The organism is Pseudomonas sp. NFACC25, assembly GCF_900100935.1.
GTDB classification, from domain to species: domain Bacteria; phylum Pseudomonadota; class Gammaproteobacteria; order Pseudomonadales; family Pseudomonadaceae; genus Aquipseudomonas; species Aquipseudomonas marginalis.
Window position 1 is genome coordinate 136,391 of the sequence record NZ_FMUC01000010.1, and the last position, 18,774, is coordinate 155,164.

16 protein-coding genes, 2 tRNA genes and 1 pseudogene are annotated in these 18,774 nt (G+C 61.2%); 10 read left to right on the plus strand and 9 right to left on the minus strand.

The window, feature by feature from the left end; genetic code table 11:
* The first annotated feature begins 14 nt into the window (after positions 1 to 14).
* Complete coding sequence (locus tag BLQ09_RS22060; RefSeq protein ID WP_027607080.1) at positions 15 to 833, plus strand: DUF4892 domain-containing protein; 819 nt, start codon at positions 15 to 17, stop codon at positions 831 to 833.
* A gap of 71 nt (positions 834 to 904) precedes the next feature.
* Entirely contained in the window at positions 905 to 1,966 is a 1,062-nt protein-coding gene (locus tag BLQ09_RS22065; RefSeq protein WP_027607081.1) for an AI-2E family transporter, read from the plus strand.
* On the opposite strand, the gene BLQ09_RS22070 is transcribed toward BLQ09_RS22065, so the two are convergent.
* Both BLQ09_RS22070 and BLQ09_RS22075 read right to left on the minus strand, forming a co-directional pair.
* Positions 1,963 to 3,000 carry a sensor histidine kinase gene (locus BLQ09_RS22070; RefSeq protein ID WP_027607082.1) on the minus strand — a complete coding sequence of 346 codons (1,038 nt, stop codon included), beginning with the start codon at positions 2,998 to 3,000 and terminating at the stop codon, positions 1,963 to 1,965. The genes BLQ09_RS22065 and BLQ09_RS22070 overlap by 4 nt on opposite strands.
* Positions 3,000 to 3,764 carry a response regulator gene (locus BLQ09_RS22075; protein WP_027607083.1) on the minus strand — a complete coding sequence of 255 codons (765 nt, stop codon included), beginning with the start codon at positions 3,762 to 3,764 and terminating at the stop codon, positions 3,000 to 3,002. Before BLQ09_RS22075 ends, BLQ09_RS22070 begins: the two co-directional genes overlap by 1 nt.
* A 259-nt stretch (positions 3,765 to 4,023) precedes the next feature.
* On the opposite strand from BLQ09_RS22075, the gene pyrF reads away from it, so the two are divergent.
* Positions 4,024 to 4,722, plus strand: a complete 699-nt coding sequence (gene pyrF, locus BLQ09_RS22080) for an orotidine-5'-phosphate decarboxylase (RefSeq protein ID WP_027607084.1) — start codon at positions 4,024 to 4,026, stop codon at positions 4,720 to 4,722.
* Positions 4,723 to 4,771: 49 nt separating this feature from the next.
* Here pyrF and BLQ09_RS22085 read toward each other — a convergent pair whose 3' ends face one another.
* The gene (locus BLQ09_RS22085) at positions 4,772 to 5,779 is read right to left on the minus strand and encodes an NADP-dependent oxidoreductase (RefSeq protein WP_027607085.1); all 1,008 of its coding nucleotides are present in this window, start codon (positions 5,777 to 5,779) and stop codon (positions 4,772 to 4,774) included.
* A gap of 228 nt (positions 5,780 to 6,007) precedes the next feature.
* On the opposite strand from BLQ09_RS22085, the gene BLQ09_RS22090 reads away from it, so the two are divergent.
* The 4 genes and pseudogenes from BLQ09_RS22090 (at position 6,008) to BLQ09_RS31995 (ending at position 10,467) form a co-directional block, all read left to right on the plus strand.
* Positions 6,008 to 6,769 (plus strand): SDR family oxidoreductase, encoded by a 762-nt coding sequence (locus BLQ09_RS22090; protein ID WP_027607086.1) that lies wholly within the window; start codon positions 6,008 to 6,010, stop codon positions 6,767 to 6,769.
* Between the two features lie 202 nt (positions 6,770 to 6,971).
* Positions 6,972 to 8,384 carry an aminotransferase-like domain-containing protein gene (locus tag BLQ09_RS22095; protein WP_027607087.1) on the plus strand — a complete coding sequence of 471 codons (1,413 nt, stop codon included), beginning with the start codon at positions 6,972 to 6,974 and terminating at the stop codon, positions 8,382 to 8,384.
* Between the two features lie 1,024 nt (positions 8,385 to 9,408).
* Positions 9,409 to 9,606 (plus strand): annotated as a pseudogene (locus BLQ09_RS31990) (HAMP domain-containing protein); the annotation flags it as partial.
* 18 nt (positions 9,607 to 9,624) lie between these two features.
* Complete coding sequence (locus tag BLQ09_RS31995) at positions 9,625 to 10,467, plus strand: methyl-accepting chemotaxis protein (RefSeq protein ID WP_370671245.1); 843 nt, start codon at positions 9,625 to 9,627, stop codon at positions 10,465 to 10,467.
* A 34-nt stretch (positions 10,468 to 10,501) separates the two neighbouring features.
* Here the strand turns inward: BLQ09_RS31995 and BLQ09_RS22105 are convergent, their stop codons facing one another.
* Complete coding sequence (locus BLQ09_RS22105; protein WP_092358547.1) at positions 10,502 to 11,314, minus strand: alpha/beta fold hydrolase; 813 nt, start codon at positions 11,312 to 11,314, stop codon at positions 10,502 to 10,504.
* A gap of 126 nt (positions 11,315 to 11,440) precedes the next feature.
* Complete coding sequence (locus BLQ09_RS22110; RefSeq protein WP_027607090.1) at positions 11,441 to 12,211, minus strand: hypothetical protein; 771 nt, start codon at positions 12,209 to 12,211, stop codon at positions 11,441 to 11,443.
* Between the two features lie 359 nt (positions 12,212 to 12,570).
* On the opposite strand from BLQ09_RS22110, the gene BLQ09_RS22115 reads away from it, so the two are divergent.
* Both BLQ09_RS22115 and BLQ09_RS22120 read left to right on the plus strand, forming a co-directional pair.
* A tRNA-Glu gene (locus BLQ09_RS22115) sits at positions 12,571 to 12,646 on the plus strand.
* 3 nt (positions 12,647 to 12,649) lie between these two features.
* Positions 12,650 to 12,725: transfer RNA gene (locus BLQ09_RS22120), tRNA-Gly, on the plus strand.
* 70 nt (positions 12,726 to 12,795) lie between these two features.
* Here BLQ09_RS22120 and BLQ09_RS22125 read toward each other — a convergent pair.
* From BLQ09_RS22125 to BLQ09_RS22135, 3 genes are all read right to left on the minus strand, one after another.
* Complete coding sequence (locus tag BLQ09_RS22125) at positions 12,796 to 14,535, minus strand: dipeptidase (RefSeq protein ID WP_092358549.1); 1,740 nt, start codon at positions 14,533 to 14,535, stop codon at positions 12,796 to 12,798.
* Positions 14,536 to 14,743: 208 nt separating this feature from the next.
* Positions 14,744 to 16,483: a dipeptidase gene (locus tag BLQ09_RS22130; protein ID WP_092358587.1), complete on the minus strand. Its 1,740-nt coding sequence runs from the start codon at positions 16,481 to 16,483 to the stop codon at positions 14,744 to 14,746.
* Positions 16,484 to 16,630: 147 nt separating this feature from the next.
* Positions 16,631 to 17,257: a serine-tRNA(Ala) deacylase AlaX gene (locus BLQ09_RS22135; protein WP_027607093.1), complete on the minus strand. Its 627-nt coding sequence runs from the start codon at positions 17,255 to 17,257 to the stop codon at positions 16,631 to 16,633.
* 89 nt (positions 17,258 to 17,346) lie between these two features.
* On the opposite strand from BLQ09_RS22135, the gene BLQ09_RS22140 reads away from it, so the two are divergent.
* The gene (locus BLQ09_RS22140) at positions 17,347 to 18,279 is read left to right on the plus strand and encodes a LysR family transcriptional regulator (protein WP_092358551.1); all 933 of its coding nucleotides are present in this window, start codon (positions 17,347 to 17,349) and stop codon (positions 18,277 to 18,279) included.
* Between the two features lie 67 nt (positions 18,280 to 18,346).
* Here BLQ09_RS22140 and BLQ09_RS22145 read toward each other — a convergent pair whose 3' ends face one another.
* On the minus strand, positions 18,347 to 18,754 hold the full coding sequence (locus BLQ09_RS22145) for a PA2817 family protein (RefSeq protein WP_010567536.1): 408 nt from the start codon (positions 18,752 to 18,754) through the stop codon (positions 18,347 to 18,349).
* Positions 18,755 to 18,774: the final 20 nt, after the last annotated feature.

Here is an 18,774-nt window from a genome sequence, read left to right on the forward strand (position 1 = left end):
GGCTCACCGATCCGATGAGCCTGCGTAAAGGATGTATACGTGCCCTCGGACTGTGCTGTTTCAGCCCCTTGGTGTTCGCCGCCGATGTGCCGGGAAGCCAGGACCTGCCTGCCGTGGCCCGTCAGGTCGACGCACAGATCGTCGATTACCGTCCCGCTGAAGAAAAGGAACGCATCTACCCCATGGGGGCGATCCGCAAGATCAGTGGCCAGTTGCGTTACGAGGGCCAGGCCACCGCCCGTGGGCGAGCCACAGCGATTACCTACGAACTGCCTGCCGAACACACCTCCAGTGCTGCATTCACGTCGACGCGCGAAGCGTTGCAGGCCAACGGCGCGCAGTTGTTGTTCTGGTGCCAGGCCCGCGATTGCGGTGAAAGCAGCCTGTGGGCCAACGAAGTGTTCGGTAATGCCAAGCTGGTAGGGGCCGACGGCCAGCAGGAATACCTGCTGCTGCGTCTGGCTGCCCCGCAGGAAAACTCCCTGGTGGCCATGTACGGCATCACCCGAGGCAACCGCCGTGCCTACCTGCATGTGGAGCAGTTGGATGCCGGCGCACCGCTGGGCGACCTGCTGCCGACCTCGGCCACCTTGTTGCGCGAGCTCAAAAGCACCGGTGAGCTGGATTTCCCCGCGCTTGGCGGCGACCCCGACGACACCTGGCTGACCCTGATTTCCCGGGGCTTGAACCTCGATACGACCTTGCGCGTCAGCCTGACCGGCCCGAAAGCCGAAGCCTGGCGCCAGGCTTTGGTCGATAAAGGCGTGCGCGCCGCGCGCCTGGAAACCGGCAGCACTGAAACCCAAGGCCTGCACCTGCATCTGATACGCTGACCGCAACAGGGCGAACGGACCCGTGCCGTTCGCCTAAGCTCTCTTCCTACAGCCTTTTCTAGAGATACCCCATGCTCAATAACGATCGCCTGCTGGTGCAAATCCTGCTGCTGGTGCTGTTTGGTGCCAGCTTCTGGGTGATGGCGCCGTTCTGGTCGGCGCTGTTCTGGGGCGCGGTGCTGGCGTTTGCCAGTTGGCCGTTGATGGTGCTGCTGACCCGTTGGCTGGGTGGCCGTGAATCCCTGGCCGCCGGCATCCTGACCTTGGGCTGGATGTTGCTGGTGGCGGTGCCGCTGGTATGGCTGGGGTTCAATCTCGCGGACCATGTGCGCGATGCCGTGGCGTTGATCAAGGATATTCAGGTCGATGGGCTGCCCGAGGCGCCAACCTGGTTGGCCGCGATTCCCTTTGTGGGGGAACGCCTGGTCGGCATGTGGAACAGCATCGACGAGCAGGGCGCGGCGCTGATGGTCAGCCTCAAGCCGTACCTGGGGCAGGTGGGTAACTGGCTATTGGCGCGCAGTGCGCAGATCGGCGGGGGCATCCTTGAGCTGACCCTGAGCCTGGTGTTCGTGTTCTTTTTTTATCGTGACGGGCCGCGTCTGGCGATGTTCGTGCATCGTTTGCTGGAACGCCTGATCGGTGACCGTGCCGGTTACTACATCGAACTGGTGGCCGGTACGGTGCAGCGTGTGGTCAACGGTGTGATCGGCACTGCCGCCGCCCAGGCCCTGCTGGCACTGATCGGCTTCCTGATCGCCGGCGTGCCGGGTGCGTTGGTGCTGGGGATCGTGACGTTCCTGCTCAGCCTGATCCCGATGGGCCCGCCGCTGGTATGGATCCCGGCCACGGCCTGGCTGGCGTGGAAAGGCGACTACACCTATGCGGTGTTCCTTGGCGTGTGGGGGACGTTCATCATCAGCGGCGTGGACAACGTGCTCAAGCCGTACCTGATCAGCCGTGGCGGCAACCTGCCGCTGGTGATCGTGTTGCTCGGGGTCTTCGGCGGCTTGATTGCCTTTGGCTTTATCGGCCTGTTTATCGGCCCGACCCTGCTGGCCGTGGCCTACAGCCTGTTGATGGATTGGAGCGCAACCCAGGCCCAGGTTCGACGTGAAGACAAGCCCCTTTAAGCCCTGGGCAACCACATCACGGCGGTCAAGCCGCCGCCTGGGGTCTCTTCCAGGCTCAGGCGGCCGCCCAGGCGTTCTGCCGCTTCCTTAGAGATGGTCATGCCCAGGCCGACGCCGCCGGAATTGCGGTTACGCGAGCCTTCCAGCCGGTAGAACGGTTCGAACACCGCCTCACGCTTATCGACCGCGATCCCCGGCCCGTGGTCGATCACACGGATGACCAGCGCTTCGCGGCTGTCCTCCAGCTCCACGCGGGCTGTGCCGGCATAACGCAAGGCGTTGTCGATCAGGTTGTTGAGGCATGAGCGCAGGGCCATCGGTTGCACCTGCAAGGGCAGGCAGCTGCCCGCACATTGCACATCGGAGCCCTGGTCCTGGGCGTTTTCACTCATGGACTCCACCAGCGCCTGCACATCCAGCCAATGCCGGGTTTCACTGGTGCGCTGTTCGTGCAGGTAGCTCAGGGTGGCGTCGAGCATGCCGATCATGTCGTTCAGGTCCTGGCGCATCTGGCCCTGCAGCCGGGTGTCCTCGATCTGCTCCAGGCGCAGCTTGAGGCGTGACAGCGGGGTGCGCAGGTCATGGGAGACGGCGCCGAGCATGCGCGCGCGTTGGCTGACCTGCTCGCGAATGCGCCTTTGCATCAGGTTGAAGGTCGAGGCGGCCTGCCGTGCTTCCCTCGGGCCGGATTCATCGAGGGGTGGGCTGTCGAGGTCCAGGCTCAAGCGTTCCGCCGCTTCACTCAGGCGCTGTATCGGCCGGCTCAGCAGTTTGGCACCGTACCAGGCCGCGATAATCAACGAGACGAATTGAAAGGTCAGGGGCACCACCGGGCCGCCAAACCAGGGGCGTGGGTGCTTGTCGCGCATCGGCGCCAGGGTCCCGTCCGGCTGCTCGATAAAACGCTCAGGAGGGGGCGGCGGCGGTTGGCCGTAGTGGTGAAACCAGAAGAACGCCAGCCCATGGGCCAGCACAATCGCCACCAGCAACACGCCGAACAGCCGACCGAACAGCGTGTTGAAGGGCGCGCGCATCAGCCAATATCCCGGGCGTCGAACAGGTAGCCTTCGCCGCGCACGGTCTTGATCAACTGCGGTGCCTTGGGGTCATCCCCGAGTTTTTGCCGCAGGCGTGACACCAGCAAGTCGATACTGCGATCAAAGGCCTCTATCGAGCGGCCACGGGCGGCATCAAGCAACTGCTCACGGCTCAGCACCCGGCGCGGGCGTTCGATAAACACCCATAACAGACGGAATTCCGCGTTGGACAGCGGCACCACCAGGCCATCGTCGGCCACCAATTGACGTAACACGCTGTTGAGGCGCCAGTTGTCGAAGCGGATATTCGCGCGCTGTTCGGTGCGGTCATCGCGCACGCGGCGCAGGATGGTCTGGATCCGCGCTACCAGTTCACGGGGTTCGAAGGGCTTGGACATATAGTCATCGGCCCCCAGTTCCAGGCCGATGATGCGGTCGGTGGGCTCGCAGCGGGCCGTGAGCATCAGGATCGGGATATCCGACTCGGCGCGCAGCCAGCGGCACAGGGTCAGGCCGTCTTCCCCCGGCAGCATCAGGTCGAGTACCACCACATCATAGGTTTCGGCTTGCATGGCCAGGCGCATCGCGGCGCCGTCGGTCACGCCGGTGGCGAGGATATTGAAGCGTGCCAGGTAGTCGATCAGCAATTCGCGGATCGGCACATCGTCGTCGACGATCAGCGCACGGGTGTTCCAGCGCTTGTCATCGGCGACCACCGCGCCTTTGGGCTCGTCGTTCAAGGGGACGGAAGGGGTATGCATAGTGCGATCATCTGCCTGGTTGTTGCGCTCAGCATAGGCGCCCAGCCCCATGGCTGGTAGTGCTGGTCGGTGGGTCGTGCGGGCGAGGCTAGCGGCAGGGCGTGTTGTGGGCATGTCATGAATGTATCAGCTTTGAAATAATCATCTGGAATGCCCGGCTGATGGCGGTTGGTCAGTATTTACCGATCATCGGATCCCGCAACGGCGCTGCTTGCGCTACAATCCGCGCCGATTTCGACTTGCCTGAGAGCCCATTCCAATGTCCGTCTGCCAGACTCCTATCATCGTCGCCCTGGATTACCCCACCCGTGACGCCGCACTGAAGCTGGCTGACCAGTTGGACCCCAGGCTTTGCCGGGTCAAGGTCGGCAAGGAACTGTTCACCAGCTGCGCCGCGGAAATCGTCGGCACCCTGCGTGACAAAGGCTTCGAGGTGTTCCTCGACCTGAAATTCCACGACATCCCCAACACCACCGCCATGGCGGTCAAGGCTGCGGCCGAGATGGGCGTGTGGATGGTCAACGTACACTGCTCCGGCGGCCTGCGCATGATGACCGCCTGCCGCGAAGTGCTGGAACAGCGCAACGGCCCCAAGCCGTTGCTGATCGGCGTGACCGTGCTGACCAGCATGGAGCGCGAGGACCTGGCTGGCATCGGCCTGGACATCGAGCCTCAGGAGCAGGTACTGCGCCTGGCCGCCCTGGCGCAGAAAGCCGGCCTTGATGGCCTGGTGTGCTCGGCGCTGGAAGCCCAGGCCTTGAAGACTGCCCATCCGTCGTTGCAACTGGTGACCCCGGGGATTCGTCCGGCGGGCAGTGCCCAGGACGACCAGCGCCGCATCCTGACCCCGCGCCAGGCACTGGACGCGGGTTCCGACTACCTGGTGATCGGCCGTCCGATCAGCCAGGCGGCGGATCCGGCCAAGGCGTTGGCGGCGGTAGTCGCCGAGATCGCCTGATCGATGCGCGTTCCCACGTTCGCGTGGGGACGCGCGGATCTGCCGTGTATCAGCTGACCTTGAGCACCAATTTGCCAAAGTTTTCGCCGTTGAACAGCTTCATCAGCGTCTCCGGGAACGTCTCCAACCCCTCGACGATATCCTCCTTGCTCTTGAGCTTGCCCTGGGCCATCCAGCCGGCCATTTCCTGCCCGGCGGCGGCAAAGTTCGCCGCGTGATCCATCACCACAAAGCCTTCCATCCGTGCGCGGTTGACCAGCAGTGAGAGGTAGTTGGCCGGGCCTTTCACCGCTTCCTTGTTGTTGTACTGGCTGATGGCCCCGCAAATCACCACGCGGGCTTTCAACGCCAGCCGGCTGAGCACCGCGTCAAGAATGTCGCCGCCGACGTTATCGAAATACACATCCACACCTTTAGGGCACTCGCGCTTGAGGGCGGCGGGCACGTCTTCGTTCTTGTAGTCGATGGCGGCGTCGAAGCCCAGTTCATCCACCAGGAACTTGCACTTGTCGGCACCGCCGGCAATGCCGACCACGCGGCAGCCTTTGAGCTTGGCGATCTGCCCGGCAATGCTGCCCACGGCACCGGCCGCGCCGGAGATCACCACGGTTTCACCGGCCTTGGGCGCGCCGGTGTCCAACAGCGCGAAGTAGGCGGTCATGCCGGTCATGCCCAGCGCAGACAGGTAACGGGGCAGGGGCGCCAGCTTGGGGTCGACCTTGTAGAAGCCGCGCGGCTCGCCCAGGAAGTAATCCTGCACGCCCAGGGCGCCATTCACGTAGTCGCCGACGGCGAATTTCGGGTTATTCGAGGCAATCACCTTGCCCACACCCAGCGCGCGCATGACCTCGCCGAGGCCTACGGGCGGAATGTAGGACTTGCCTTCATTCATCCAGCCACGCATGGCCGGGTCGAGGGACAGGTATTCGTTGCGCACCAGCACCTGCCCGTCCCCGGGGGTGCCCACCGGCACGACCTGGTAAGTGAAGGTTTCCCGCGTGGCCGCGCCGACCGGGCGTTTGGCGAGCAGGAATTGGCGGTTGGTCTGGGCGGTCATGGCAAGGACTCTTTAGAAGTGAAGCATGATTGATAGACCTTGGACGGCCTGGGGGCAAGGTCAGCCGAGGGTGCGAATGCTCATTGATAGGTGCCATTGATAGTGAGCCCGGTTGCTTTATCACCATGACTCATACGGCGCTAACCGGCCTTCTGATAGTGCTGACGTGTGCGTCTCGGCGTTGGCTAGACTCGTGCCACTGCCATTAATCCCAATAGGACATCCTCCATGAGCATGACGTTTTCCGGCCAGGTCGCCCTGGTGACTGGCGCCGCCGCCGGTATTGGTCGCGCCACTGCGCTGGCGTTCGCCGCCGAAGGCTTGAAGGTCGTGGTCGCCGACCTGGACGTAGCGGGCGGCGAGGGTACGGTCGCGCTGATCCACCAGGCCGGGGGCGAGGCGCTGTTCGTGCGCTGCAACGTCACCCAGGAGGCGGATGTGCAGCAGTTGATGGCACAGACCATCGGCGCCTATGGTCGCCTGGACTATGCGTTCAATAACGCCGGCATCGAGATCGAGAAGGGCAAGCTGGCGGACGGCAGCCTGGATGAGTTCGACGCGATCATGGGCGTCAACGTCAAGGGTGTGTGGTTGTGCATGAAGTACCAGTTGCCGCTGCTGCTGGCTCAGGGCGGCGGGGCGATCGTCAACACCGCGTCGGTGGCGGGGTTGGGCGCGGCGCCGAAGATGAGTATCTATGCAGCCTCCAAACATGCGGTGATCGGCCTGACCAAATCGGCGGCGATCGAGTACGCGAAGAAGAAAATCCGCGTCAATGCCGTCTGCCCGGCGGTGATCGATACCGATATGTTCCGGCGCGCCTATGAAGCCGACCCGCGCAAGGCCGAATTCGCCGCCGCCATGCACCCGGTCGGGCGTATCGGCAAGGTGGAGGAAATTGCCAGCGCAGTGCTGTACCTGTGCAGCGACGGAGCGGCGTTCACCACCGGCCACGCCTTGGCCGTGGACGGTGGCGCGACGGCTATCTAGGACCTGGCGCCGGCCCCTTGTTCGAAAACGTCTGGGGGCGCGTGGGGCTTTTCCAAAGCTGGCAAAACGCTGTGACCGAATATGTGTCAGTAGGTAAATAAGTCAATAAAATCAATAATTTAATAAATTTATGCGGCCGGCAACCTGCTGCTTCTGTGCTTAACTCTCCGGGTTGATAACAGACAGTTGAAGTGAGTGGCTCATGGATTTAGGGATCGATCGACAGGCCCTTGTACCGGTAGTGCAGCAAATCGTCAGTGCCGTGGTGCAATGGATTCGCAAGGACGGCGTGAGTCCCGGAACACGCTTGCCATCCGTCCGCCAGTTGGCCCTGGACAACCTGCTCAGCCAATCCAGTGTGATCGAAGCATTCGAACGGATGGTCGCCCAAGGGGTGCTGGCGCCCCGGCAGGGCTCGGGATTTGTGGTGGCCCAGCCGGCTGCCTGCCACGAAGGCAACTGGTATGAGGGGGCGGAGCGCGAGTGGGGCGCCTTTGCCGACAATCCGTTGGGCGAGTTGAAACTGGGCTGCGGCTGGTTGCCCGATGCCTGGCGCGAAAGCGATGACATCAGTTACGCGATTCGCGAAGTCACCCGCACCGACACGGCCGGCCTGTTCAACTACAGCACCCCTCTGGGTCTGCCTGCGCTGCGCGAGCAACTGCTCAAGCGCCTGACCCAGATTCACATCGCCACCAGCCTGGAGCGCATCCTGACCACCGCAGGTGCCAGCCATGCCCAGGACCTGCTGATACGTACGCTGCTCAAGGCCGGCGACAGCGTGGTGGTCGAAACCCCCGGGTATGCCAATCTCTACCGGCAGCTGGCGTTCCAGGGCGTGAAACTGCTGGAAGTACCGCGTACCCGAGGCGGCCCCGACCTCCCGGCACTTGAAGCGCTGCTGCAGCACCATCATCCCAAGTGCCTGTTCATCCACAGCCTTTATCACAACCCCACGGGCACCAGCCTGTGCCGGCTGGTGGCCGAGCGCTTGCTGGAACTGGCACACCGCAAGAACTTCCTGATCATCGAGGAAGATGTCTACGGCGACCTGCAACAGGCCAGTTGCACGCGGCTTTCGGCATTGCCCCATGATGATCGGGTGATCTACGTCGCGAGTTTTTCCAAGACCCTGAGCAGCGCCTTGCGTGTGGGCTACCTCTGCGCCAGCAGTGCAATCATCGCGCAACTGGCCAGCCTTAAGACTTTGACCGGTTTCGGCACCTCCCGGTTTGCTGAAGCGGTGGTCGCGACGTTGCTGGCCAATGGCACGTATCGCAAGTGGGTGCAGCGCCTGCGCAAGCGGTTGAGCAGTGAAATGGCCGTGACCCTGCAAGTGCTGGAGGACGAAGAGTGGGAGGTGTTCGCCGTACCCACCGGCGGTATGTTCCTGTGGGCACGCCCGGGGACGGCGCAGCCTTCGCGGTTGCAGGCGTGCGCCCGGCAGTTGGGGGTGTTGTTGTCGCCCGGGGCGTTGTTCAGTCCCACCGGCGGGCACAGTGAGTGGCTACGCCTTAATGTCGCCTATGCTACTGATCAACGTGCCTTGGCGTTGTTCCGTGCGATGGGGCCCGCCAGATCGACCTCGACCATTCTGAAAACGACGAGCGTGTAGCTTTTTGCCATTATTGTGGCGCCAGTGCCTTGTGCTCAGTGCCTTTTGGTTGCGAATCTCGTTGCTTGTCCATCGGACTTGATGGCGTCCGCCATTGCAAGAGGATTCAAGTGCAATGATTTCAGGCGTGCAACGACGTTTCGCCAACCTGGGTATGGCGAAAAAACTGGGCTTGGGCTTCACCCTGGTGCTGCTGCTGACGGCGTTGGTCGCGGCTATCGGCGTGTGGTCCCTGCAAACCGTTGGCCAGCGTTTTGAAGGCCTCAAGGCCATGTCGTCGCTTAACAGCGGCTTGCTCAAGGTGCGCCTGATCGAGCAGGACTACGCGCTGCACGCCGACCCCAAGGCCGTCGACGCCTTGCATGAAAGTCTTGATGCCCTGGCGGCCCAGGCGGCCGGCCTCAAGGCCCAGTCTGCGGCGAATGTGCCGGTGATGACCGAGGTCGAGCAGGCTCTGGCAGCCTACCGGAAGGCGTTCGATGAGTTTGTCGAGCTGACGCAGACCAAGGACCTGGCGCTGGAAATGGCCAGTTGGTCGGTGTCCAGCGTGGCGAATAACCTGGATGTATTGCAGGCCGGGCTGGCGGACGACGGCGCCTATGGCCTCAAGGAAAGCCAAGGTAAGGAGGGCGCCGAGTTTATCGAGCAGGCAGGCCAGATCAGTCAGGTTTCCCGCTTGATGTTGCAGGCCATGAACGAAGCCCATGTGCGCCTGGACCAGAGCCGCAAGGCGGATGCAGACGACGCCGAGCAAGGCAAGATCGAGCAGGCCGACCAGGCCCTGGCCCAGGTCGAGCAACTGAAAACGTCGGTCAAGGACCCTGGTTATCAGACGGTGCTCAACGAAGTTTCCGGGCATATCGCCGCCTTCAGCGAAAAGCTGGGGGAATACACCGGCCTGCTGGCCCAGGAAAAAGTCGTCTACAAACAACTGCATGATCGAGCTGACCAGGTCGTCAGCCGGGTCAACCAGGCCTATGACGCTGAAGACCTGTCGATGCAGGCGCAACTGAAGAAAAGCGCGATGTTGATCATTGGCTCGTCGGCCCTGGCCTTGCTGGTGGGGTTGATTGCGGCCTGGGTGATTACCCGCTTGATCGTCGCGCCGCTGCGCAGTGTGATCGCGGTAGCCCGACAGATTGCCGCCGGGGATCTGAGCGGGCGCATGGAGGTCAGTCGTCGTGATGAAATCGGCCAGTTGATGCAGGCGATGCAACAGATGGGCGGCGGCCTTAGCCAGATGGTCAGCGGCCTGCAGGCCGGTATCGAACAATTGGCCAGCTCGGCGCAGTCGCTGTCCAGCGTGACCGAACAGACCAACGTCGAGGTCAGCAGCCAGAAGGAAGAAACCGAGCAGGTCGCTACCGCGATGAACCAGATGACTGCCACCGTGCACGATGTGGCGCGCAACGCCGAACAGGCCGCGCAAGCTGCGCAGACGGCGGATGAAAAAGTCGACAGCGGCCAGCAGGTGGTGCGCCAGAGTTTGCAGCGCATCGAGTTGCTGGCCACGTCCAGTACCCGTGCGAGCACCAGCATCGAGAGCCTCAGTGCTGAAATCCAGAATATCGGCACCGTGCTGAGCGTGATCAAAAGCGTCGCCGAACAGACCAACCTGCTGGCCCTGAACGCGGCCATCGAAGCCGCTCGCGCGGGCGAACAGGGCCGGGGTTTTGCGGTGGTGGCCGATGAAGTACGGGCACTGGCCAAGCGCACCCAGCAATCGACCGAAGAAATCGAGCGGCTCGTCAGTACCTTGCGCAGCGCGGCGCAATCATCGGTGCAGCAGATCCAGCAAAGTGGCGAACTGGTCAAGCTGGCGGTCAGCGATGCGTTGGAAACTGAAAGTGCCCTGGGCAGCATTGCGGTAGCGGTGTCGTTGATCCAGCAGATGAATCAGCAGATTGCCGCTGCGGCTGAGGAGCAGAGCTCGGTGGCCGAAGAGATCAACCGTAGCGTCACCAGTATTCGTGCGAGTGCCGATCAATCGGCGTTGAGCATGCAGGGCAATGCGGCGTCGAGCATCCAACTGGCGCAGTTGGGGGCGGAGCTCAAGGGGATGGTGGGGCACTTCCGCCTTTGATCGCCGCCCCGAGGCGGCGATCGAAGGGGGGCGATCAGGCGTGGTTGGCGAGGAAGGTCAGCAGCGCTTCGTTGACGAAATCCGGGTTCTCCCGGCTGGAGATATGCCCGGCGTCTGGAATCAGGATCAGGGCACAGCCAATCAGCTCGGCCATTTCCTCGGATTCGGCGGGTGGCCGAGGCTTGTCCTGTTCGCCACACATCACCAAGGTGGTATCGGCGTCCAGCTGCGGTAGTTGTTCCAACACATCTTCGCGGCTGAAGATCAATCGACCCAGGGGGACGATGCTGTGCAGCAGGCGTTCCCGGGGAAAGTCCTGCAGTGACTTGCGAAAATCCTGGTAGAGCGCCGATTCGCGGTCGATGTCGGGGCGAAAGAAGATCGGCGCGATCACATCCAGCAACGGCTCAGGAATGGCGCCGGCGTCTTCAATCATCTTGAACAACGAGAAGTAATACTGGCGCGTGGCCTCTGGCTCGGCACCGAGGTAGGTGTCCATCAGCACCAGGCTGTTGATCCGCTCGGGGGCCTGCAACGCCAGGCGTGCGCCCCACATGCCGCCCACCGACAGGCCTGCCAGGTTGATCTGTGCGATCTCCAAATGGTCAAGCAGGGCCAGGGCCTGGCGCGCAAGGTCGTCGAGGGTGTGGGTGGGGGTGGGGAGTTGGCCCGATTCGCCGTGGTCCCACAGTTCGGGCACGATGACCCGGTACTGTTGCGACAGGGCTTCGATCTGCGGGGCCCACATGTCGCGGTCCCACAGGTAGCTTGAACCGAGCAGGACGACAGGGCCGGTGCCCTGGTCGACGTAATGCAGCGGTTGTCCATCAATGACGGCGATAGGCATAGCGGGCCTCTGACTTCACGGAGTGAGGGGCACTTTTTTACGCTAGTCGGGGGCGGGGCGATAGATGCAAATTGATGGCATGTTGGGGCGAGCGGGCAGCCCGCTCACCCCAGGGGAGTGGGCAGATCAGTCGTAGATGACTTTCTTTTTCCACTCGGCATCGGCGTCGACCTCTTTCATGCCTTCGGTCAATTCGTTGACTTCCTCCGCCGCCTGTTTGCTGTTAGCCAGCACGGTCGAGTTGGCGCGGGCCAGTTGACCTTCCAGCAATTGCAGCTGTGCACTGTAGAGCACCGGCTCCGGCTGTTTACGCAGGTACTGCACGCCACGCTCGAAGGCCAGGCGCGCCTGGCCCGGTTGGCCCTGCTGCAAGGCGTGCTGGCCGAGGTTGTTGAAGAACTCGATGTGCAACAGCACCAGGATATGGCGGATTTCCTTGATCCAGTGCTTGGCTTCGTTGGTCGGCAGGAACCCGTCCTGGGCTGCGCGGGTGACCTGGCCATGCAGGGCTTCCAGCAGGAAGCGCACGTCCTTGGCCTTGGCTTCGGTCTGGATCGGCGCCGGCGGGTTGTTCACCGGGATGGACTCGCCCTGGGCCACCAGCGTGTTCAGCTCGGTGATACGGGCCTTGAGCGGTGCACTGGTCTTGTTGAGGTTCAACAGGCGCTGATTGACGTTGAGCTCCAGGCGGGCCAGTAACAGCTTGAGCGCCGGGGTCATCAGTTGGCCAGGGAAGGTCTCGGTGATCTCACCGCAACGGCGCAGGCGATCATTAAGCTCGATCTCCGTGCGCTTCTTTTCCAGCTTGTTGTTTTCCACCACGTGGTTCATGTAGCCAATGGCGATCAGTATTACGATCCCGGCTATTACCAGCAGGGTGATCATGAGTGGTGTCACCGGTGTGACCTCTTTGATAGGGTTTACAGTGGAGTGTAGTGACTGGGCTTGTCGACGGATAGGACTGATCGACCAGTTACCCAGGTAGTTCTTCTATATAAGTAGCCGCTCCCTGCGTAGATGCACATTGCCATCACTTGCTGGAACGAACTATAGCGCCTTGTCGGACGCCAGAATATAGGCGTCAAGGCCTGGACGGGCAGAATGCCCTGCGCGGGCCGGTAAACGCGGGCGAAGTCATTGATTTAAATAAATTTATCCTTGGGGGTTGACGACCTTTCAATCCATCCATAGAATGCGCGCCACTTACAGCGTAAAGCACACAGCGAAACGCGGTAGGGAGTGAATGTTGTACGTGTGTCCCCTTCGTCTAGTGGCCTAGGACACCGCCCTTTCACGGCGGTAACAGGGGTTCGAGTCCCCTAGGGGACGCCATATGCGGGAATAGCTCAGTTGGTAGAGCACGACCTTGCCAAGGTCGGGGTCGCGAGTTCGAGTCTCGTTTCCCGCTCCATATTCAACAAAAACGCCGATCAGTGATGATCGGCGTTTTTGTTTGTGCTTGATTTATAAAGACCTCGTCGTCAGAGCTTGGGCATTTGCCCGATTCGCCCCATCATCTCGGTCACGTTCTGCAAATCCAGGAGGAACTGGTCGACTGTCTTGAATTCACCGTTGGTGTGGCCGGTATATTTGGTATCGAGTCTGGCAAGGCCGAATTGCACGCCGTTGGGCAGGTCATGGACCGATGTAGCGGCTGCGGACGCGCCGAACTTGGGCTCCATGCCAAGGTTCTCGGTGGCCACGGCCAGCAATGCTTTGACCCATTCACCCTCGGGGTTGCGGTGCATCGGCTCGGCAATCGAGCAATCGATGGTCATCGCCACCCCGGTCTGTTGGCTCCAAGCTCGCAGCTTTTCATCGATATCGGTTTTGAGTACTTCTGTGGCCCTGCCCTTCGGCACTCGCAGATTGACCGTCACGGTGAAAGCTCTTTCGTCCATACCGATATAGGTCAAGGAGGTGGTCAGTGGCCCCATGAATGTATCGGTAAAGCCAATCCCCAGTTTGTTGCCCAGATAATCCAGGCCCCAGTTGTCAGTGGCGTAGCGCGCTGCGTCAGTGATGTGGTTGCGCTTGAGAGCGATTTTCCCCGCCAGCTCGTGGATCAGGCCCAATATCCTGGCGACGGGGTTTACACCTGACTCGGGCTCCGAGGAATGGGCCGCAACCCCCGTAACCGTTAGCTTGACGTCCTTGCCGACGACCTCGGCGGTCACCTCGAAGTCGCCGCCATTGCCCTTGGCATAGTCGGCTCCAGTCTTTTGCAGGACGGCCGCCAATTGTGCCGGATTGTCATCGGCAAAAGTCGCGACGGCCGTCCGCGGGATCTGGTTCGCGGCAAGTCCTCCCGTCACGGAGGTGACTTCGGCGCCCTTGCCCTGTGCGTCGCGCCGGGAGAAATGGGTAACTAGCGTGCCGTAGCCCTTCTCGGCGATCACCACGGGATAGCCGCCATCGAGTGCGATGTTGTAGTCGGGGGTTGGGTTGCGTGAAAAGTAGTAGGCGATCGCGTCGCCGGCGATCTCCTCGGTGGTATCCACCAGTAGTTTGAAACTGCGTACCTGCGGCAGTTGTTCTTCCTTGATGACTTTCATTGCATATAGCGCCACGACGATCCCGTTTTTGTCATCCTCCGTGCCTCGGCCATACAGGCGGTTACCTACCTGAGTAACCTGGAATGGATCGAGGCGTGTGCCGTCTTCAAGCACCCAGTCCTCTGGATTGGCTGGTACCACGTCGGCATGCGCATGGATTCCCACGACCTCGTTGCCGCTATCGCCCAGGGATATTTCATATACGCGGTTGTCGACGTTGCGAAATGTCAGGTTGAACGATCGGGCGATGCGTTCGAGGGTGTAGGCGAACCGAAGGAACTCGGGATTTTCATGCTGAGCGACGCCCTCCACGCGGAAGGTTGGGATGGCCACCAGTTCACCCAGGGTATCGATGGCTGCATCACGGTATTTGAGTCGTGCATACAAGCCAAGCAGTCGATGAAGCTGGTTTTGCTGCTCGTTGGTAAGGTCCTTGGCATCGAGGAAGGCATTGATTGCCGGTGCGAGTGTTTGGCTGACGGCGAGGCTGCTGGTGCCCAGGCGTCTCAGGAACTCACGAAAATCGGTGAACGATGCCTCACTGAAAGTCGAGAGAATGACTGAACTCTGCTGCTGGGTAATGTTGGCGTATGTGGGCAGGGAGAATGTTGAAAGGCTGCCGGTGAGCGCGGTGGCGGCGAGCAGTGCTTTGAGTGGGTTGTTCATTATTATGGCACTCCTATCTGCGTAGGTAGTTGGAGAGGCCTGTCGAAACTAGCACCCAATGCCATGGAAAGTGGTGTCGAACAGCAGCCTGAAAGACTCATAGGGGCTGAGGTCGAGCAAAACAGGAGGTTTCCTACGCATGTTCTGCCCAGACAAGAACGCCGCTCTGAGGGGGAGCGGCGTTTTCATATGGGTGAGAGCAGAGGTTTCAGAGTTTCGGCAACTGCCCGACACGCCCCATCATTTCGGTGACGATCTGCAGATCCAGCAAAAACTGGTCGACCGTCTTGAACTCATTGTCGGTGTGCCCGGTGTATTTCACTTCCGGCCGCGCCAGGCCGAATTGCACGCCATTGGGCAGTTCATGCACGGACGTCGCGCCGGCCGAGGTGCCGAATTTGTGCTCCATGCCCAGGTTTTCGCTGGCCACGGCCAACAAGGCCTTCACCCACTCACCTTCCGGGTTGCGGTACATCGGTTCGGCGACCGAGTAAGTGAAGTCCACATTGACCTTGGTTTGCTTGTCCCAGGCGCTCAACTTGTCCGAAATCTCGGCTTTCAGTTTATCCGGCGATTTGCCCTTTGGTACACGCAGGTTCACCGCCAGCTTGAAGGCTTTGTCATCCAGGCCGACAAAGGTCAGCGAGGTGGTCAGCGGCCCCATGAAATCATCGGAGAAACCCACGCCCAATTTGCCGCCCAGATAATCCAGGCCCCAGTTGTCCGAGGCATAACGGGCCGCGTCGGTGATGTGGTTGTGCTTGAGGGCGATCGTGCCGTCGATGCTGTGGATCAGCTCCAGCATGCGCGACACCGGGTTGATGCCGGATTCGGGCTCGGAGGAGTGCGCGGAAACCCCGGTCACTGTCAGCTTGACCTCTTTGCCAACCACCTTGGCTGTCACTTCGAAGTCACCGCCGTTGCGTTTGGCATACTCCGTACCGGCTTTTTGCAGGCTGGCGGCCAGTTCGGCCGGCGTGTCGCTGATCAACGTGGCAACCGAGGCCGAGGGAATCTGGTTGGTGGCCATGCCGCCGGTCATCGCAATGATTTCCGCGCCTTTGCCTTCCCCTTTGCGGCGCGGGAAGGTGGCCATGACAGTGCCATAACCTTTTTCGGCAATCACCACCGGGTAGCCGCCATCCAGCGCCAGGTTGTACTGCGGCGTCGGGTTGCGTTCAAAGTAATAGGGGATCGCGTCGCCGGAGGTTTCTTCGGTGGTGTCCACCAGCAGCTTGAAGTTTCGTGCCAGCGGCAACTTTTCTTCCTTGATCACCTTCATGGCGTACATCGCCACCACGATGCCGTTTTTGTCATCCTCGGTGCCACGCCCATACATGCGGTCGCCGATCAGCGTGACCTTGAACGGGTCGAGCCTGGTGCCGTCTTTCAAGACCCAGTTCTCCGGCGTCACCGGCACCACGTCGGCGTGGGCGTGGATACCCACCACTTCGTCGCCGCTGCCTGCCAGGGAAATCTCGTACACGCGGTTGTCGATGTTACGGAAGTTCAGGTTGAAGGTCTTGGCCAGGGCCTGGATCTTGTCGGCAATCCGGATGAATTCCGGATTTTTGTACTGCGGCACGCCGTCCACGTTGAAGGTCGGGATTTCTACCAGTTCGCGCAGGGTATCTAAGGCGGCCTTGCCGTATTTCACTCGGGTGTAAATACCCAGCAGGCGGTGGATCTCGTTCTGCTGGTCGGCACTCAGGGTTTTGTTATCGAGGAAGGCACCGATCGCCGGGCCTACGTCGTCGGCCTTGCCCAGGTCGCCTTTGGCCAGGGTGCCGAGGAAACCACGGAAATCCGTGACCGACGTTTCGCTGAAGCTCTTCAGGATCGCCGTGCTTTGCTCTGGGGTGATGTTGGCAAAGGCAGGCGTGGTCATCACCGAAAGGCCGGTCGCGAACAGGGTGGCAGCCGCCAATTGCTTGAGTCGAAAGTGCATGGTCAGGGGCATTCCTTTGCAAAGGGAAATAGGGGATTCCTGATCAACGTGTCAGAAATATTTCGACACACTACCACTGCCAAGGTGTGCCCGGGAGGCCACTGGGAGGCTTATCTAAAAACTCGATATCACCCTCGACTCCGTGCTTTAGTCCAGGCTGTAACGCACCGACAACGCGCCCTTTTTCTCCGAAAGCGCCAGGATCGTTACCTGACCCAACTCGCCCAGCGTTTGCACATGGGTACCGCCGCAAGCGTAGGTGGGCAGATCACCGAAGCCCACTTCGCGGGTGCCGTCGTCCAGGGCCATATGGCGCGGATAGTCGGCGGCGATCCATTGGTTGATCTGCTGTTGAATGATCTCGGCGTCCATGGCTTGCGCGGTTTCGCCACGGATAAAAGTGATCTTGCCTTCACCTGGCCAGTGGTGCGCCTTGATCGGCATCCAACCCAGGGTTTCGCCGGCGTTGCCGATCAAATGCCCGGCGGAGTGCAGGCGGGTGTGCAGGGTTCGGCGCGGTTCGTCGACTCGCGCGGTGATGGGGCCCGGTTCCACCGGTTGGTTGACATAGTGCACCACGCGATCGGTTTCCTGGGTGACTCGCAGCACCTGGCTGTCGCCCAGCCAGCCGGTATCGAACGGCTGGCCACCGCCTTGGGGATGAAAAATCGTCGATTGCAAAACGACCGCAAACTGGCCCTCGCAGGGGGTGCAACTGAGTACTTCAAGCTCGGCGGTCAGGTGGTCATGGGTGAAAAACAGGCGCTCGGTCATTTTCTACATCCGCATCAGGGTTCTGCGGGGAGTATAAATAGTGCGTGGATAGGTGATAATCCACTCAATTATCAATGGACCTGTGCGTCATGAGCATCAATCTTCCTTTGCCGCTGCTGGGCGAAATGGCGATTTTCGTCAAGGTAGTGGAGACCGGCAGCTTCTCCGAAGCGGCGCGGCAGTTGAGTGTTTCGCCGTCGGCAGTGAGCCGTAGCATCTCGCGTCTGGAGAAGGCCCTGGCAACCCGCTTGTTGCAACGCACCACGCGCAAATTGCGCCTGAGTGAAGCCGGTGAGGAGGTCTTCAAACGCTGCCAGGAGATGGTCAGCGCGGCGCGCTCAGTGATGGAAATCAGCGGCCAGTTCGCCCACGAGGCCGAGGGCCTGGTGCGGGTCAGTGTGCCGAAGGCGGTCGGGCGGTTTGTGGTGCACCCGCATATGCCGGAGTTCCTGCGGCGTTATCCCAAGGTGGATGTGCAACTGATCCTTGAAGACCGGCATGTAGACCTGATCGACGACAATGTCGACCTGAGCATTCGCATCACCGACAGTCCGCCACCGGGGCTGGTCGGGCGACAACTATTGCCCATCGAGCACTTGCTGTGCGCGACACCGCAGTACCTGGCCGAGCATGGCACGCCGAGTCATCCCCATGATTTGCTGGAGCACAGTTGTATCTACCTGGGGGAAACACCGGGTGACTCGCGCTGGAAATTCCGCCAGGGCGGCAAGGCGGTGACGGTTGGCGTGCGTGGACGTTATGCGGCGAACCACACCGGCGTTCGGCTGGATGCGGTGTTGCAGCACGTGGGAATTGGCAGCTTGCCGTATTTCACCGCGCGTCATGCGTTGGAGGAGGGGCGTTTGGTACAGGTGCTGCCCGGGTGGGACTTTATTGCGTCCTACCATGGCGAGGCGTGGTTGTTGCATTCGCCCACGCGTTACCTGCCGCCGAAGCTGCGGGTGTTTATCGATTATCTGGTGGAGTGCATGGCGAGGGAGCCGACATTGCGCCGGCGATAGGCGCGGTCGAAAATGTGGGAGGAGGGCTTGCTCCCTCCCGCATTCAGTTGTGCAGTGTCTTGAACAATCAGTGTTTGCTTTGGTCCTGCGGCATGGCCAGCAGTTGCTTTTCCTGGTTCCAGTCGAACGGTTCGTCGTTTTGTTCGGCTTCAAAGCGACGCTCTTCCAGGGCCTGGTACAGGTCCAGTTCTTCGTCGGGCATGAAGTGCAGGCAATCGCCGCCGAAGAACCACAGCAGGTCGCGCGGGACCAGGTGGGCGATCTGCGGGTAGCGCAGGATGACCTGGCTCATCAGGTCCTGGCCCAGGTACTGGCTTTCGATCGGGTCGATCGGCAGCAGTGCGCGCAGTTCGTCGAAGCGCTCCAGGAACAGGGTGTGGCTTTCCTCGGGCACCTGTTCGGCTTCGCCGACGGCAACCAGGATGCTGCGCAGGTGGTCGAGCAAGACGAGATGATCGGCAACGACGTTGGACACGAGATAAGTCCTCTAAAGCA

Bases quoted from the DNA above. Each gene is read 5' to 3' on its own strand.
- BLQ09_RS22060 (WP_027607080.1), top strand. From the start codon at position 15: ATGAGCCTGCGTAAAGGATGTATACGTGCCCTCGGACTGTGCTGTTTC.
- BLQ09_RS22065 (WP_027607081.1), top strand. From the start codon at position 905: ATGCTCAATAACGATCGCCTGCTGGTGCAAATCCTGCTGCTGGTGCTG.
- BLQ09_RS22070 (WP_027607082.1), bottom strand. From the start codon at position 3,000: ATGCGCGCGCCCTTCAACACGCTGTTCGGTCGGCTGTTCGGCGTGTTG.
- BLQ09_RS22075 (WP_027607083.1), bottom strand. From the start codon at position 3,764: ATGCATACCCCTTCCGTCCCCTTGAACGACGAGCCCAAAGGCGCGGTG.
- pyrF (WP_027607084.1), top strand. From the start codon at position 4,024: ATGTCCGTCTGCCAGACTCCTATCATCGTCGCCCTGGATTACCCCACC.
- BLQ09_RS22085 (WP_027607085.1), bottom strand. From the start codon at position 5,779: ATGACCGCCCAGACCAACCGCCAATTCCTGCTCGCCAAACGCCCGGTC.
- BLQ09_RS22090 (WP_027607086.1), top strand. From the start codon at position 6,008: ATGAGCATGACGTTTTCCGGCCAGGTCGCCCTGGTGACTGGCGCCGCC.
- BLQ09_RS22095 (WP_027607087.1), top strand. From the start codon at position 6,972: ATGGATTTAGGGATCGATCGACAGGCCCTTGTACCGGTAGTGCAGCAA.
- BLQ09_RS31995 (WP_370671245.1), top strand. From the start codon at position 9,625: ATGGTCAGCGGCCTGCAGGCCGGTATCGAACAATTGGCCAGCTCGGCG.
- BLQ09_RS22105 (WP_092358547.1), bottom strand. From the start codon at position 11,314: ATGCCTATCGCCGTCATTGATGGACAACCGCTGCATTACGTCGACCAG.
- BLQ09_RS22125 (WP_092358549.1), bottom strand. From the start codon at position 14,535: ATGAACAACCCACTCAAAGCACTGCTCGCCGCCACCGCGCTCACCGGC.
- BLQ09_RS22130 (WP_092358587.1), bottom strand. From the start codon at position 16,483: ATGCACTTTCGACTCAAGCAATTGGCGGCTGCCACCCTGTTCGCGACC.
- BLQ09_RS22135 (WP_027607093.1), bottom strand. From the start codon at position 17,257: ATGACCGAGCGCCTGTTTTTCACCCATGACCACCTGACCGCCGAGCTT.
- BLQ09_RS22140 (WP_092358551.1), top strand. From the start codon at position 17,347: ATGAGCATCAATCTTCCTTTGCCGCTGCTGGGCGAAATGGCGATTTTC.